Annotated in this window: 13 protein-coding genes; 4 read left to right on the forward strand and 9 right to left on the reverse strand. The window is 68.2% G+C overall.

The annotated features are described in order from the left end of the window. Positions 1–125 precede the first annotated feature (125 nt). Positions 126–1,280, forward strand: coding sequence for a phosphoserine transaminase (locus tag G5A46_RS05920; protein ID WP_163848201.1), 1,155 nt, complete (start codon positions 126–128; stop codon positions 1,278–1,280). Between the two features lie 92 nt (positions 1,281–1,372). Then, positions 1,373–2,968, forward strand: a complete 1,596-nt coding sequence (serA, locus tag G5A46_RS05925; protein WP_163848204.1) for a phosphoglycerate dehydrogenase — start codon at positions 1,373–1,375, stop codon at positions 2,966–2,968. A gap of 89 nt (positions 2,969–3,057) precedes the next feature. On the opposite strand, the gene G5A46_RS05930 is transcribed toward serA, so the two are convergent. Next, positions 3,058–3,435 carry a cbb3-type cytochrome c oxidase subunit I gene (locus tag G5A46_RS05930; RefSeq protein WP_163848206.1) on the reverse strand — a complete coding sequence of 126 codons (378 nt, stop codon included), beginning with the start codon at positions 3,433–3,435 and terminating at the stop codon, positions 3,058–3,060. Between the two features lie 186 nt (positions 3,436–3,621). Here G5A46_RS05930 and G5A46_RS05935 point away from each other — a divergent pair, with 186 nt between their 5' ends. Continuing rightward, positions 3,622–4,353: a metallophosphoesterase family protein gene (locus tag G5A46_RS05935; RefSeq protein WP_163848208.1), complete on the forward strand. Its 732-nt coding sequence runs from the start codon at positions 3,622–3,624 to the stop codon at positions 4,351–4,353. Here G5A46_RS05935 and G5A46_RS05940 read toward each other — a convergent pair. Next, a complete protein-coding gene (locus G5A46_RS05940) occupies positions 4,340–5,917 on the reverse strand; it encodes a hypothetical protein (RefSeq protein ID WP_163848210.1) in 1,578 nt (525 codons plus the stop codon). The two genes, G5A46_RS05935 and G5A46_RS05940, sit on opposite strands and share 14 nt — an antisense overlap. Positions 5,918–5,967: 50 nt before the next feature. On the opposite strand from G5A46_RS05940, the gene G5A46_RS05945 reads away from it, so the two are divergent. Beyond that, the gene (locus G5A46_RS05945; protein ID WP_163848212.1) at positions 5,968–7,146 is read left to right on the forward strand and encodes an acetyl-CoA C-acyltransferase family protein; all 1,179 of its coding nucleotides are present in this window, start codon (positions 5,968–5,970) and stop codon (positions 7,144–7,146) included. A 133-nt stretch (positions 7,147–7,279) separates the two neighbouring features. On the opposite strand, the gene G5A46_RS05950 is transcribed toward G5A46_RS05945, so the two are convergent. From G5A46_RS05950 to G5A46_RS05980, 7 genes are all read right to left on the reverse strand, one after another. After that, the gene (locus tag G5A46_RS05950; RefSeq protein ID WP_163848214.1) at positions 7,280–7,564 is read right to left on the reverse strand and encodes a hypothetical protein; all 285 of its coding nucleotides are present in this window, start codon (positions 7,562–7,564) and stop codon (positions 7,280–7,282) included. A 233-nt stretch (positions 7,565–7,797) separates the two neighbouring features. Further along, positions 7,798–9,219, reverse strand: coding sequence for an allantoinase PuuE (gene puuE / locus G5A46_RS05955; RefSeq protein ID WP_163848216.1), 1,422 nt, complete (start codon positions 9,217–9,219; stop codon positions 7,798–7,800). After that, positions 9,216–9,608, reverse strand: a complete 393-nt coding sequence (locus G5A46_RS05960; RefSeq protein WP_163848218.1) for a rhodanese-like domain-containing protein — start codon at positions 9,606–9,608, stop codon at positions 9,216–9,218. The genes puuE and G5A46_RS05960 overlap by 4 nt, the downstream gene beginning before the upstream one ends. Positions 9,609–9,672: 64 nt before the next feature. Then, on the reverse strand, positions 9,673–10,113 hold the full coding sequence (locus tag G5A46_RS05965) for a hypothetical protein (RefSeq protein WP_163848220.1): 441 nt from the start codon (positions 10,111–10,113) through the stop codon (positions 9,673–9,675). A gap of 136 nt (positions 10,114–10,249) precedes the next feature. Then, the gene (locus G5A46_RS05970; protein WP_275585254.1) at positions 10,250–11,038 is read right to left on the reverse strand and encodes a 3'(2'),5'-bisphosphate nucleotidase CysQ; all 789 of its coding nucleotides are present in this window, start codon (positions 11,036–11,038) and stop codon (positions 10,250–10,252) included. Beyond that, positions 11,025–12,371: a TldD/PmbA family protein gene (locus G5A46_RS05975; RefSeq protein ID WP_163848222.1), complete on the reverse strand. Its 1,347-nt coding sequence runs from the start codon at positions 12,369–12,371 to the stop codon at positions 11,025–11,027. Before G5A46_RS05975 ends, G5A46_RS05970 begins: the two co-directional genes overlap by 14 nt. A gap of 262 nt (positions 12,372–12,633) precedes the next feature. After that, a complete protein-coding gene (locus tag G5A46_RS05980; RefSeq protein ID WP_163848224.1) occupies positions 12,634–14,196 on the reverse strand; it encodes a DUF2125 domain-containing protein in 1,563 nt (520 codons plus the stop codon). Positions 14,197–14,352 lie beyond the last annotated feature (156 nt).

Consider the following 14,352-nt stretch of genomic DNA (forward strand, 5'->3'; position numbering starts at 1 on the left):
GGAAAACGACCCATCGCCCGGAGAAAGCGGCGCGATGGCCGCTTGCCGTGCCCCCGAATCCCCGCTAGGAGCGGCAGCGGGACACCCCTCCCCAACGAGGGGCGCTTATCTGGAAGGGTAGCTATATGGCTATTGATGCACCGGCGACGCGGCCGACGAATCCGCGTTTCTCCTCTGGCCCCTGTGCCAAGATCCCCACATTCGAAATCTCGGCGTTGTCCGATGCCGCCCTGGGCCGCAGCCACCGCGCCGCCGTGGGCAAGGACAAGCTGAAGGCCGCGATCGAGGAGACGCGCGCGCTGTTGGGCGTTCCGGCAGAGTACAAGATCGGCATCGTGCCCGCCTCGGACACCGGGGCGATGGAAATGGCCATGTGGTCCCTGCTGGGCGCGCGCAAGGCGACGATGCTGGCCTGGGAAAGCTTTGGCGCCGGCTGGGTCACCGATGTGGTCAAGCAGCTGAAGCTGGACGCGGAGGTGAAGACCGCCGATTACGGTCAGATCGTCGATCTGGCACAGGTCGATTTCGACACCGATGTCGTCTTCACCTGGAACGGCACCACCTCGGGCGTGCGGGTTCCCAACGGCGATGCCATCCCCGCCGATCGCGGCGGGCTGACGATCTGCGACGCGACTTCGGCCGCGTTTGCCCAGGATCTGCCGTGGGACAAGCTGGATGTGACGACCTTCTCCTGGCAGAAGGTGATGGGCGGCGAGGCGGCGCATGGGATGCTGATCCTGTCGCCGCGCGCGGTGGAGCGGCTGGAAAGCTACACCCCCGCCTGGCCCCTGCCCAAGATCTTCCGCATGACCAAGGGCGGGAAGCTGATCGAGGGCATCTTCAAGGGCGAGACGATCAACACCCCCTCCATGCTGGCGGTCGAGGATTACCTTGTCGCGCTGGATTGGGCGCGCAATGTCGGTGGGCTGTCCGGGCTGATGGCGCGGGCCGATGCCAATGCGCAGGCGATCTGGGAGTTCTGCGCCGCGCGGGACTGGATCGACAACCTGGCAGAGGATGACGCCACGCGGTCCAACACCTCGGTCTGTCTGAAGTTCACCGATGCGCGCATCACCGATGGCGCTACCTTCGCCAAGGCCGTGGCCAAGCGGCTGGAGGCCGAAGGCGTGGCGCTGGACATCGGGGCCTATCGTGACGCCCCTGCCGGGCTGCGCATCTGGTGCGGCGCGACGGTAGAGACGGCCGATATCCAGGCGATGCTGCCCTGGCTGGAATGGGCCTTCGAGGCCGAGATCGCCGCGTTGTCCCAGGCGGCCTGATCCTTCCGTGATGCATTCCGGGCGGGGCCATGACCCTGCCCGACTTCCCCCAGTTTCCGGGCGCAGTGACGCCCCCGCAAGGAGCCCATGACATGGCCCCCAAAGTTCTGATTTCCGACAAACTGTCCCCCGCCGCCGTCCAGATCTTCAAGGATCGCGGCATCGATGTCGATTTCCAGCCCGACCTGGGCAAGGACAAGGACAAGCTGGCCGAGGTGATCGGCCAGTACGACGGTCTGGCGATCCGCTCGGCCACCAAGGTCACCGACAAGATCCTGGCCAATGCCACCAACCTGAAGGTGATCGGCCGCGCCGGGATCGGCACCGACAACATCGACAAGGACGCCGCCTCCAAGAAGGGCGTGATCGTGATGAACACGCCCTTCGGCAACATGATCACCACCGCCGAACACGCCATCGCGATGATGTTCGCAGTGGCGCGCCAGATCCCCGAGGCCTCGGCCTCCACCCATGCCGGGAAGTGGGAGAAATCCCGTTTCATGGGGGTGGAGCTGACGAACAAGACGCTGGGCGTGATCGGCGCGGGAAACATCGGCGGCATCGTCTGCGACCGCGCCCGTGGGCTGAAGATGAAAGTCGCGGCCTATGACCCGTTCCTGAGCGCGGAGAAGGCCGCCAAGATGGGCGTGGAAAAGGTGGAGCTGGACGCCCTGCTGGAGCGCGCCGATTTCATCACCCTGCACGTGCCGCTGACCGACCAGACCCGCAACATCCTGTCGCGCGAAAATCTGGAGAAGACCAAGAAGGGCGTGCGCATCATCAATTGTGCCCGTGGCGGATTGGTGGACGAGGCCGCTCTGGCCGACATGCTGCAATCGGGCCATGTGGCCGGTGCCGCCTTTGACGTCTTTTCCGAAGAACCGGCGACGGAAAACCCGCTGTTCAACCTGCCCAACGTGGTCTGCACCCCGCATCTGGGCGCCGCCACCTCCGAGGCGCAGGAGAACGTCGCGCTTCAGGTCGCCGAACAGATGTCCAACTACCTGCTGGACGGCGCGGTCGAAAACGCGCTGAACATGCCCTCCATGACCGCCGAGGAAGCCAAGGTCATGGGCCCCTGGGTCAAGCTGTCGGATCATCTGGGCGCCTTCATCGGCCAGATGACGGACGAACCGATCAAGGCGATCAACATCCTGTATGACGGCGTGGTCGCCGACATGAACCTGGCGGCGCTGAATTGTTCGGCCATCGCGGGGATCATGAAGCGTGCCAACCCCGATGTGAACATGGTGTCGGCCCCGGTGGTCGCGCAGGAACGCGGCATCAAGATCTCCACCACCAACCAGAACAAATCCGGCGCCTTCGACGGTTATGTCAAGGTCACGGTGGTGACGGAGAAACGCGAACGTTCGGTCGCCGGGACGGTGTTCAGCGATGGCAAGCCGCGGTTCATCCAGATCAAGGGCATCAATATCGATGCCGAGGTGGGCGCCCATATGCTCTATACCACGAACGAGGACGTGCCGGGCATCATCGGCACCCTGGGCCAGACCATGGGCACCAACGGTGTGAACATCGCCAACTTCACCCTGGGCCGTGCCGCGCAGGGTGGCGAGGCGATCGCGCTGCTGTATCTGGACGAGGCGCCGAACGACACGGCGCTGGAGCATTTGTCCAAGACCGGCATGTTCCGCCAGATCAAGCCGCTGGAATTCGACGTCGCCTGATCCGGCTCTGCGCCGTCAGATCGCACCACAACGGGCCGCGCCATCGGGTGTGGCCCGTTTGCGTTTGCGGTGCCAGGGGGGGCGCGTGGTCAGGCCCGGCGCGGCCGGGCGTGCACCACGATTACCACCAGGAACAGCGCCATGGACAGCAGGGTCAGCAGCGATCCGACCTTGGCCATCGCCTCGCCGGTTTCGCGGATGGCCATGACGATGCCGGGCACGATCAGCACCACGCCCAGCACGGCCAGCGCCGCCTGCGCGCGGGCCAGCCAGCCCTCCGCCGCCTGCGGGACCAGGTGGTAGAACGTGCCAAAGACGGCAAAACTGACAAATCCCAACAGGTTCAGATGCGCATGGGCCGGGGCCAGCGTGTGATCGGCGGTGGCGGACATCTGGATGCCCCAGGCCATGCCGATCAGGGCCAGAAGGGCGGCCAGGGTGAAATAGAGAAACGGCAAGGTTTTCATGATCGGATCCCTTGTTGAACGCGGAAGACGACAGGCCGGGCGCCGTCTGCCGGCGCGAGTGGTTGACCTAGGGTCATCAAAGCATCCCCGGGCAGGGGCTGTCACCTGTTTTGGCGATGGCGGCCTGCCCTTGGCATTCGCGGCGCTTCGCGTCAGGAAGGGGCTGACCGAAGTCAGGAGGGCAGGATGCGGATCTACGCCATCGGAGATATCCACGGCCAGCGCGCCTTGCTGGAGGAACAGATCGCCCGGATCGACGCCGACGGCGGCGCGGAGGCCCGGCTGGTGTTTCTGGGCGATCTGGTGGATCGCGGGCCGGACAGCCAGGGGGTGATCCAGCTGATCCTGGACGGCATGGCCGCCGGGCGACGCTGGCGTTGCGTGCGCGGCAATCACGACCAGATGTTCCTGGATTTCCGGCGCGACGGCACGGTGGTCAATCCCAACGTGGCCTCCGGCCTGCCCTGGCCGCACCGGCGGCTGGGCGGGCTGGAGACGCTGCGCAGCTATGGGGTGGATGTCGATCCGGCGCGGCCCAACGCGGCGTTGCAGGCGGATCTGGCGCGGGCCATGCCCGCCGCGCATCGCGACTTCCTGACCGGCCTGCCCCTGTGGATCGAGGAGGCCGGGTTCCTCTTTGTGCATGCCGGGCTGCGCCCCGGTGTTCCGCTGGCTGACCAGAACCCGCAGGACATGATGTGGATTCGCGATGCCTTTCACCGCTATTCGGACCCCTGGCCCTGGCTGGTGGTACATGGGCACACCCCGGTGGAGATGGCGACCCATTATGGCAACCGGGTCAATCTGGACACCGGCGCGGGCCACGGCAAGGCGCTGACCACAGCCGTGTTCGAAGGGGGCGAGGCCTATGCCCTGACCGCCAGCGGGCGGCGGCGGCTGGTGCCTAATCCTGCCTGACCAGCCCGGTCACGGCCGCGGCGCCCAGGGCGGTGATGATCCAGCCCGCCGCCTTGATGAACCAGCGCAGGTACCAGCCGTGCCAGCCCAGAGCCGACCGGCTGGTCGATGGCGCCCAGGCGTCTTCCTGCCCCAGCGAGATCAGGGGCACGGCCAGATCGGCGGCATAGGCAAAGCCGTTGAACGTCTCCCAATCCTGTCCCGCCTGGCCCGGCCTTGACCAGAAGGCCGCCGGATTGCCCGGGTGATCGCGGGTGGCGGCGATCCAGTCGGCCGATATCAGGATCGGCGCGGCGTTGGGGGTCATGTCACCGGCCCGCCAGACGGCCGCGTAGTACAGGCCCCCGAACCCCACCAGAAGCACCGCGAGAAACAGCGCCCGCGCCGGACGATAGCCATATCCGACGGACAGTCGCATCACCGCATCGCCCAGCCAGCTGGCATGCCACGTCAGGCCGCGGCGGCCCTGCGCTTCGGCCCGCATGGCGCGGTCCTCGCGACGCAGGATCGCCTCCTTGCGCATCCGCACGGTGCGCGCGTCGGAGCGGTGGCCCATATGGGTCAGCACGCGGGCCAGCTGTTCATAGGGCTGCGCGGTGAACGGCGTGTCGGCGGGCCGCCGGTCCAGCCAGTCCAGCCGGGAGGCCACGCCGGTTTCCGCATGCCGGGAGAAATCGTCATAGGTGAACCCGTCCAGCCGGATCGGGTAGCTGGCGCCCGGCCCGGCGGGTTCGTCGCGCAGGCGCCGCACATGGGCGCCCGCCAGGTTGACGATGCCCGACGCGATCTGGTTGTCCCGCAGATACAGGATGCCCCCCATCCGTGCCCGCGCCAGGCTGAGCGCGATGCCTGGCCCGTGTTCTTCGCTGGGGCGGAACAGGGTGTCGCGGGCGGGATCGCGATGCGGGGCGACGGCGCAGCGGGTGATGAACAGGTCATGCCCGATCTCGGCGGAGGCAAGGAAGATCGCGCCATCCGACGTCAGCTCTGTCTCCGTCTCGGAATAGGGGTAATTGCCCAGGTAGACGGACCCCTCCACCGTCAGCGACGGGGCAAAGAGAGCATCGCGATCCTCCGCCTGAAGGTCGGCACCGCAGATTTGCAGGTCGCCAGTGATCCGGGTGCCCGCAAGGCTGATCTCTCCCCGGATGGAGGTGCCGCCGCGCAGGTAGACCGGCCCGCCGAAGATGGCGTGATCCGCGTTCAGCCCGGTCAGGTGGCAGCCGGTCAGGATCAACCCGCGCAGCCGCGCTCCGAACAGATGCACCGGCCCCGCAAGATGGCATTGCGCCAGCGTCAGCCCGGCGGACAGCGTAACCTCGCGCAACACCAATGGCCCGTCGATCCGGGCGCCGGTCAGGGTCAGCCCGCCCGGCGGCAGCGGCGTGGTGGTCAGCAGATGCGCCAGGAAGGCGGCGCGGATCGTGGTGTCCGGCGTCGCCTCCGCAGGAAAGGCGCCATCGCCCAGAGTGGCCAGCCCGGACCCGGCACAGGCGTCGGCCAAGGTCTCTTCGGCGGGGGAGAGGGGGGCGAAATCGGGATGCGTCATGGGGTGACGTTGCATGATCCCCCGCAAACGGGCAAGACAGGGCCAACCATGCGACGGAGGACCCCATGGAAGATATCGTCATTCTCGGCGGCGCACGTACCGCCATCGGCACCTTCGGCGGCGCGCTGGCAGCCGTCCCCCCGGCCCGGCTGGGCGCCACTGCCACCCGCGAGGCGCTGTCCCGCGCCGGGGTCGAGGGCGGCCAGATCGGCCACGTGGCATTCGGCCATGTGATCAACACCGAACCCAAGGACATGTACCTGTCGCGCATCGCCGCGATGGAGGCCGGCATCCCCGACACCACCCCCGCCATGAACGTGAACCGGCTGTGCGGTTCCGGCGCGCAGGCCATCGTCTCGGTCGTGCAATCGCTGGCGATGGGCGATGCGGATTTCGGCGTCGCGGGCGGGGCGGAGAACATGTCGCGCTCGCCCTTCATCGTGCCGCAGCAACGCTGGGGGGCCAAGATGGGTGACGTGGTGACGATGGACATGATGCTGGGCGCGCTGAATTGCCCCTTCGGCACCGGCCACATGGGCGTCACCGCCGAGAATGTCGCGGACGAACACACGATCACCCGCGCGGATCAGGACGCCTTTGCCCTGACCTCGCAACAGCGCGCGGCCCATGCGATCGCCGAGGGGCGCTTTGCCGATCAGATCGTGCCGGTCATGGTGAAGGTGAAGCGCGACGAAGTCGCTTTTGACACCGATGAACATGGCAAGCCCAACACCACCGCCGAGGGTCTGGCCGGTCTGCGCCCGGCCTTTGCCAAGGACGGGACCGTGACGGCGGGCAATGCCTCGGGCATCAACGACGGTGCGGCGGCACTGGTTCTCGCGCGGGGGGAAGCGGCGCAAAAGGCGGGTCTGACGCCGCGCGCCCGCGTGCTGGGCTATGCCCATGCCGGTGTCCGGCCCGAGGTGATGGGCATCGGCCCGATCCCCGCCGTGCGCAAGCTGCTGGAGCGGACAGGGCTGAGCGTTTCCGATTTCGACGTCATCGAATCGAACGAGGCCTTTGCCGCGCAGGCCATCGCCGTGAACCGCGAGTTGGGTCTGGACCCGGCGCGGGTGAACCCCAACGGCGGCGCCATCGCCCTGGGCCACCCGGTCGGCGCCACCGGCGCGATCATCACCGTCAAGGCATTGTACGAGCTGGAGCGGATCGGCGGCAAACGCGCCCTGATCACCATGTGCATCGGTGGCGGACAGGGCATCGCCCTGGCCATCGAGCGCCCCTGATCTGAATAATCGGGACGGGCGGATGGGCTGTCACCCGGTCGCGCCCCGGCGGTTTCTTCTTTGCGGGCGACGGTATTGCCGTCGCCCGTTTGTCTATCCGCCCCCCGCACGGCGGGCACACCGGCACGCGCCGCTAGGCGCCGTCACCGCCGTTCCTGCGCCCTGTGGCACGGCGCGCCTGCCGAAGGCCGACCGCCCCGGCAAACAGCGCCGTGAGCGCCAGCAACGTCCAGAGTTCGAGCCCCCGGTACATGCTGCCCTGGGGGTCGCCGCTGGGATTGTCCCAGGCGAAATAGGCCCCCCAGAGATACAACAGCAGCGCCGCCATCCCCGCCAGGACCACGGCGGAGGCCCGCCCGGATGACATCGGGCGCAGGCACAGCAGCAGGACACCCGCAAGAAGGATCAGGTAAAGCACGCGGTCTCCTTTGGTTCCAAGGTCGGCCGATGGAACCCGCTGCCCCTTCGGGGGGCAAGGCGGATGGGCGGTTCCGCGCCTGTGGGGCGGGGCGGATCGCCGGGCTATCGGGGCCACTGGCCTCCGCACCCGGCGGCGGGGCGCGGTGGCTGAAGGACAGGGGGCACAGCCGGGGCGGCGGCTGGGGCTGCGCCGGCAGGGGCGTCCGGTGCCCGCCTAAGTCGCCGCCCGCCCTAGCCCCCCGGCAACAGCCCGGACAGCCGGTGCCAGGCGATCCGCTCCACCTGCTGGCAGGCCTCGGCGAATTCGGTCTCCTGGTCATGGGCCAGCCGCGTCTCGAACGCGGCGAGGATTCCGGCCTTGTCGTGATCGCGCACCGCGATGATGAAGGGAAAGCCGAATTTCGCCGTATAGGCGTCGTTCAGTGCTTCGAACCGGCTGCGTTCCGCATCGGTCAGCGCGTCCAGCCCGGCCGAGGCCTGTTCCGCCGTGCTGTCTTCGGTCAGGCGTTGCGCCGCCGCCAGTTTGCCGGCGAGGTCGGGATGGGCCTGCAAGACCTTCAGCCGCGCCTCGGGGCTGGCACGGCGAAAGATCCGCGCCAGGGCGTGCCACAGCCCCGGCGCGCGGTCGTGGGGCGGGCCCAGCTCCAGCCCATGCGCGCCCTCGGCGATCCAGGCGGAATGTTCGTAGATCCCGCCGAAGGCCTCCACGAAGGCGTCGCGCGGCATGAGGGAAGGGCGCAGGGCCTGCACCTGCGGCGGGTGGGTCGCGGCCCAGTGGCGGGCGATGTCGATGCGCCGCGCGCACCAGACATGCGGCTGGGCCTGGATGTAATCGATGAAGCGGCGCAGCGCCTGCACCCGTCCGGGGCGGCCCAGGATGCGGCAATGCATTCCGACGGACATCATCTTCGGCGCGCCCGCCTCCCCCTCCGCATAGAGGCAATCGAACGTGTCCTTGAGATACGCGAAGAACTGATCGCCCGAATTGAACCCCTGCGGCGTGGCAAAGCGCATGTCGTTGGCATCCATCGTGTAGGGGATCACCAGCTGGTGCCCGCCCGAGGTCTCCCGCCAATGCGGCAGATCGTCGTCGATGGCATCGGAGACCCAGTCGAACCCCAGTTCGCCGGCCAGGTCGACGGTCTGCATCGAGCAACGTCCGGTATACCAGCCGGTCGGGCGTGCGCCGGTCAGTTCCTCGTGCAGGGCGATGGCCTCCTCCATCACCGCGCGCTCCTCCTCCGGGGGCATGTCCTTGTGCTCCACCCATTTCATGCCGTGGGACGCGACCTCCCACTCCGCCTGCTGCATGGCGATCAGCTGCTCGGGGGACCGTGCCAGCGCGCTGGTCACGCCGTAGACCGTCAGCGGAATGCCCGCCCCGGTGAACAGACGGTGCAGCCGCCAGAAGCCGGCGCGGGCGCCGTATTCGTAGTTGGATTCCATGTTCCAATGGCGCTGACCGGGCCAGGGGGCGGCCCCCACGATCTCCGACAGGAAGGCCTCGGAGGCGGGATCGCCGTGCAGGATGTTGTTCTCTCCGCCTTCTTCGTAATTCAGCACAAAGGAGACGGCGATGCGCGCGCCGCCGGGCCAGCGGGCGTCTGGGGGGGTGGGGCCATGGCCCGCCAGGTCGCGGGGATACCGGGTCACTTCGGCGCCACCTCTTGCACCGGGGCGCCGCCCGATTTCCACGCGGAGAACCCGCCGCCCAGATGCGCCACCGGGGCCAGGCCCATATCCTGCGCCGTCTTGGTCGCCAAGGCCGACCGCCAGGCGGAGGCGCAATAGAAGACAAAGGTGCGGTCCTCGGCAAAGACCGTCTTGTGATAGGGGCTGTCCGGGTCGATCCAGAATTCCAGCATCCCGCGCGGGCAGTGGAACGCGCCGGGAATGCGCCCCTCGCGCTCCAGCTCCCGCCGGTCACGCAGATCGACGAACAGGACACGGGGATCCTCCAGCCGCGCTTGGGCATCCTCGATGGAAAGGGTTTCGATCTCCGCTTCGGCGGCGTCGATCAGGTCGCGATATCCGACTTTCATGGGGCTCTCCCTGCCTGCTGTCCGGGCCATCTTACGCCGACAGAAAGGGAGGGCAAGGCGCGGCTCAGGGCTGGTGCGCCGCCTTGATCGCGGCCTTGGCCTTGCCCAGGGTGCGGTGGGACTGCCCGTTCCAGATGTAGCGGTGGTTGATCTTCTCGATGGTCTCGCCCATGTAGCTGGATGTTTCGGGCGGCGCGCCTGCCGGGGCCATGTACGGACTCGCGGCGGGCGGCGCGGCGGAAGGTGTTTCACCGCCCGGCACGGCCAGCGCGCGGTGGGAATTGTCGGCAATGTCCAGCACGGCCTGGGCGATCTGGACATTCACCACGCAGAACAGGCCACCGATCACGACACCAAGCCCGGGCAGGGCCAGGGCGGCGCCCATGTAGGATTGGCCGGTCAGGGCGATCACGACGGTGCCCACGCCGATTGCGACCATCCCCCAGCCAAGGGCAGAGACAAGCGGCAGGATATTGCGGGCGGTCCCGTAACGGGTTGGGTACATGGCAGGCTCCTGAAAATGACTTTGCAAATGGGCAAAGCATCGGGCCTGTGCGCCCGCCGTGTCAATCCGGGACCCGCGCTTGCGTCCCTGGCCTCCTTCGCAGGCCAGCTGCGCCGCTACACGCCCTGTGCGTGGCTCACCGTGCGTGGCTCAGCTCTGCCAGCAGGGCGTCGTGCACGGCGGGGCCGGCGGCGACGACGCCGGGCACCTGGGGATGCGGGTTGTTGAACCGCAGCGGCGCGCCGGTGCGGTCGCTGACATGGGCGCCGGCCTCCGTCAGGATCAGGGCACCCGCGGCGATGTCCCACTCCCAGCTGTCGCGCAGGGTCAGCATCGCGTCGAACCGGCCTTCGGCGACCAGCGACAGGCGATAGGCCAGTGAGGGGCGGTATTGCCGCGACACCTCGGGCACCGTACCGATCCAGTTGCCGGGGTCGTAGCTGGGGCGCGCGGCCAGCACCGTGGCGCCAGGCAGCGCACCCCGTGCAGAGCAGCGGATCGGCGCGCCGTTCAACGTCGCCCCCAGCCCGCGCCCGGCGGCGTATAGCGCGCCACCGACCGGCAGCAGCACGGCTGCGGCGCGGATCTGGCCGCCCTCGGCGATGGCCAGGGAATGCGCCCAGGCGCTGTCGCCCTTGACGAAGGCGCGGGTGCCGTCGATCGGGTCGATGATGAAAACGCGGTCCTGGTCCAGACGTGCGGCGCTGTCGGGCGTTTCCTCCGACAGCCAGCCATAGCCGGGGCGCGCTCCGGTCAGGCGGTCGCGCAGCAGGGCGTCGACGGCCAGGTCGGCCTCTGTCACCGGGCCGGCGTCATCGGGTTTTTCCCAGGTTTGCGGATCGCGGCGGAAAAACCGCATGGCGACTTCTCCGGCGGCACGGGCCGCATCGGTCAGAAGGGCCAGATCGGCCTCAACGTCCTGCAAGCGTCATCCCTTCGACCAGAAGGGAGGGGACGACCGTCCCCAGCCAGGTTCGCGCATCGTTGGCGGGGATGATCCGTTGCAGCATGTCGCGCAGGTTGCCGGCGATGGTGCATTCCTGCACCGGGTAGGTGATCTGCCCGTTCTCCACCCAGAAGCCGGAAGCGCCGCGCGAGTAATCGCCGGTGTCGGGATTGATCGTGGACCCGATCAGCGAGGTGACGAGCAGCCCGGTGCCCATCTGCGCCAGCAGGTCATCGCGGCTCTGCTCTCCCTGGGTCAGGGCGATGTTGTAGGTGGTGGGCGCGGGCGGCGCCGACAGGCCGCGCCCGGCATTGGCGGAACTTTCCAGCCCCAGCTTGCGCGCGTTGGCCAGATCCAGCGTCCAGCCTTGCAGCACACCGTCGCGGACGATATCGCGCGGCGCGGTGCGCAGCCCCTCGGCATCGAAGGGACGGGAGCCGCGGACCCGCACGCGGTGCGGATCTTCGGTCAGGGACAGCCCGGCGGGCAGCACCTGTTCGCCCATCGCCCCGCGCAGGAACGAAGAGCCGCGCGCCACGGCCGCGCCGTTCACCGCGCCCAGCAGGTGCCCGATCAACCCGGAGGAGATCCGTTCGTCATAAAGCACCGGGTAGCTGCCCGTCGGGGGCTGCTGCGCGCCCAGCATGGCGGCGGCGCGTTCGCCGGCACGGGTGCCGATGTCCTCGGCGCTGCGCAGGTCGGTCTGGTAGATCCGCGCGTCGTGATCCGCGTCGCGCTGCATGGTGGCGCCGGTGCCGGCGATGGCGACGCAGGCGAGGCCGCGGCTGGTCAGCCGGTAGCCGCCGGAGAACCCGTTGCTGGCCGCCAGGTGCACATCCGTCGCCCCGTAGGAGGCGCTGGCGACCTGCGCCTGGCTGACGCCGTCCACGGCGAGGCAGGCGACCTCGGCCCGGCGGGCGTCGTCTTCCAGCGCGGCGGGGTCAGGTTCGGCGCTGTCATCAGCCAGGTCCAGCCCGGCGGCATCGCGCACCTGCGACAGGGCGGCGGGATCGGCCAGCCCGATATGGGGATCTTCCGGCGCCTCCCGTGCCATGGCGACGGCCCGTTCGGCCATCAGCTTCAGCGTCTGGGCCCGCACGTCCGAGGCCGAGACACAGGCCTGACGTTGCCCCACCATCACCCGCAACCCGAATTCCACCCCTTCGGAGCGTTCGGCCTGTTCCAGCGTTCCGGCGCGCACGTCGATGGACAGGGACGTGCCCTGGCGGGCGATGGCATCGGCGCCATCGGCCCCCGCCTCGCGGGCGGCATCCAGAAGGGCCTGGGTGAGATCGGGAAGGGAATGCGGCATGGGGGCTCCGGTTGGGTTCCCGCCTGACCTAGCCTGCGGGGGCCTGTCGATCAAGCCGGGGCCAGGCCGGGGGCAGTGTGGTTGGCACGATGGGACGCGTGCGGATCCAGTAGGGGCGCAGGGGGCGCAGGGGAAGGCGCGGATTGGGCCACGCCGGCCCGGTGGCACCCGAACGGAAAACGGCCCGGCGGGGGGCACCGGGCCGTCGGCGTTCGGGATGCCGCCCGGCAAGGGGCGGCGGGGGCCCGCAAGGGCCGCGAGGTTACTGAAGCGGGATCGGGTTGCCGTTCACCGTCAGATCGCCGCCCGGACCCATGACGATATGGGCCTTCAGGTCGTCGGGACCGTCAGCCGGTTCGCCCAGCTGGGTGATCATGCCCGAGAACATCATGACCTGCGGCATCGGCAGCAGACCCATGTTGCCCAGGTTGGACAGCAGACCATTCACCCCGGTCAGTCGCAGATCGGCGGTGCCGAACGCGTTGGGGAAGGGGCCAAAGGGGCTGGGCGCGGCATTGTCCACGGTCAGATCGGCGGTGCCTGCGATGCGGGCACCGGCGGCCTCCAGCAGCAGTTCGTCGATCTTCAGGGCGTCGACCTCGCCCGGGGCACCGCCGGTTTCACCCAATTGTGCCATCTGCGTTTCGTCCACGAGATCGACAAAGAGACGGCCCAGACCGCTGATTGCCAGTTTCAGGGTCACCGGGTCATGCGGCAGGCTGCCCTGCGGGTCGATCCCGGCCCACAGCATATCGGGCACGGCCACATCGGCCAGCGTGATGGAGGTGCCGAATTCCGTCGCATCGTCAGAGGCCAGCAGCGGCAGCGTCAGGCCGAAATGCGCCTCGCCCGCCGTGGTTTCGACGGGGAAGGGCAGGTCGCTGCCCTGAACCGCGATCGTCAGATCGGTGGAGGTGGTGCCGTATTCGATCCCGGTGTCGCCCATGCTGCCCGCAAAGGTGCCGCCCTGACTGGTGGAGCGGAAGCCAAAGCTTTCGGCGTCCTGCGTTTCGGTCGCGTCCTGTTCAAACCGCATTTCGGTACGGCCGGTGCCAAAATCCATCGACATGCCCATGGCATAGCCGCCGCGCAGCGCAACGGCCATGTCGGTGACATCCAGCCCGGTGGGCAGGGTCATATCGCCGTCCAGTGTCAGGTCCGTCATCTCGCCCTGAAGGTTCAGAATGCCGGGGCTGTCGCTGTCGGTTTCCCGCGCGTCGATATCCACCAGATAGCCCAGCATCGCGGCAGTCATGTCCTGCGTGATGGAATAGCCGCCATCGACCAGGATGGTGGAGGTGCCTTCCATCCCTTCCATCCGGGCGGAAATCTCGCCGGGCACCTGTTCGGTGCCGTCGGAATCGACGAATTCCAGCAGCCGCATGGCAAAACTGTCGGCGACAAAGCTGGTGTCGACCGCGTCGGGGGTGCCGCCGATGATCATTTCGAAGCCGGTGGTGGAATATTCGCCGTTGAGGGTGAAATCTTCCTGCGCTTTGCCCGAGACCGAGAACGGGACAGTGCCGGGCAGGGTCAGGCGGGTGGTGCCGTCGCCCATGTCCGTGAGGATCAGGCCGCCCATGTTCATGGAGATCGTCCCGGCGTTGCCGTCGATATCCGGCAGATCCATCGACATGGTCAGGTTCTCGACCCGCAGGACGGACCCTTCGTCAGAGGTGTCGGCGGTGATCTCGTAACCGAAGGCGGAAAGGTATTCCTGGTAAAAGGCCCAGCTGTCCGCCGGGGACATTTCGGCCTGGGCGGGCGCGGCCAGCGCGACCTGCCCGGCGGCCAGGGCGGTCAGGGTCAAAAGGCGATAGGTCATCAAACGGGTCTCCCGGATCAAAGCTCGCGCGGAGTTTCGGCGCTGTCGCGGACACGGTCAACCCGCCGGTCGGCAATCTCGGGCTGGACCGGCCCGGTGACGGCGATTACTCCTTGGGTCGGGGTCCACAGCAGGGCCGCGCATCGAATTGGAGGC

The sequence above is a fragment of the Pseudooceanicola aestuarii genome, from assembly GCF_010614805.1.
Taxonomy (GTDB): domain Bacteria; phylum Pseudomonadota; class Alphaproteobacteria; order Rhodobacterales; family Rhodobacteraceae; genus Pseudooceanicola; species Pseudooceanicola aestuarii.

Excerpts from the sequence above, each read along its gene's own strand:
- G5A46_RS05980 (WP_163848224.1), bottom strand. The coding sequence starts at position 14,196 with ATGACCTATCGCCTTTTGACCCTGACCGCCCTGGCCGCCGGGCAGGTC.
- G5A46_RS05940 (WP_163848210.1), bottom strand. The coding sequence starts at position 5,917 with ATGCAACGTCACCCCATGACGCATCCCGATTTCGCCCCCCTCTCCCCC.
- G5A46_RS05965 (WP_163848220.1), bottom strand. The coding sequence starts at position 10,113 with ATGTACCCAACCCGTTACGGGACCGCCCGCAATATCCTGCCGCTTGTC.
- G5A46_RS05935 (WP_163848208.1), top strand. The coding sequence starts at position 3,622 with ATGCGGATCTACGCCATCGGAGATATCCACGGCCAGCGCGCCTTGCTG.
- G5A46_RS05975 (WP_163848222.1), bottom strand. The coding sequence starts at position 12,371 with ATGCCGCATTCCCTTCCCGATCTCACCCAGGCCCTTCTGGATGCCGCC.
- G5A46_RS05920 (WP_163848201.1), top strand. The coding sequence starts at position 126 with ATGGCTATTGATGCACCGGCGACGCGGCCGACGAATCCGCGTTTCTCC.
- G5A46_RS05960 (WP_163848218.1), bottom strand. The coding sequence starts at position 9,608 with ATGAAAGTCGGATATCGCGACCTGATCGACGCCGCCGAAGCGGAGATC.
- G5A46_RS05930 (WP_163848206.1), bottom strand. The coding sequence starts at position 3,435 with ATGAAAACCTTGCCGTTTCTCTATTTCACCCTGGCCGCCCTTCTGGCC.
- serA (WP_163848204.1), top strand. The coding sequence starts at position 1,373 with ATGGCCCCCAAAGTTCTGATTTCCGACAAACTGTCCCCCGCCGCCGTC.
- G5A46_RS05945 (WP_163848212.1), top strand. The coding sequence starts at position 5,968 with ATGGAAGATATCGTCATTCTCGGCGGCGCACGTACCGCCATCGGCACC.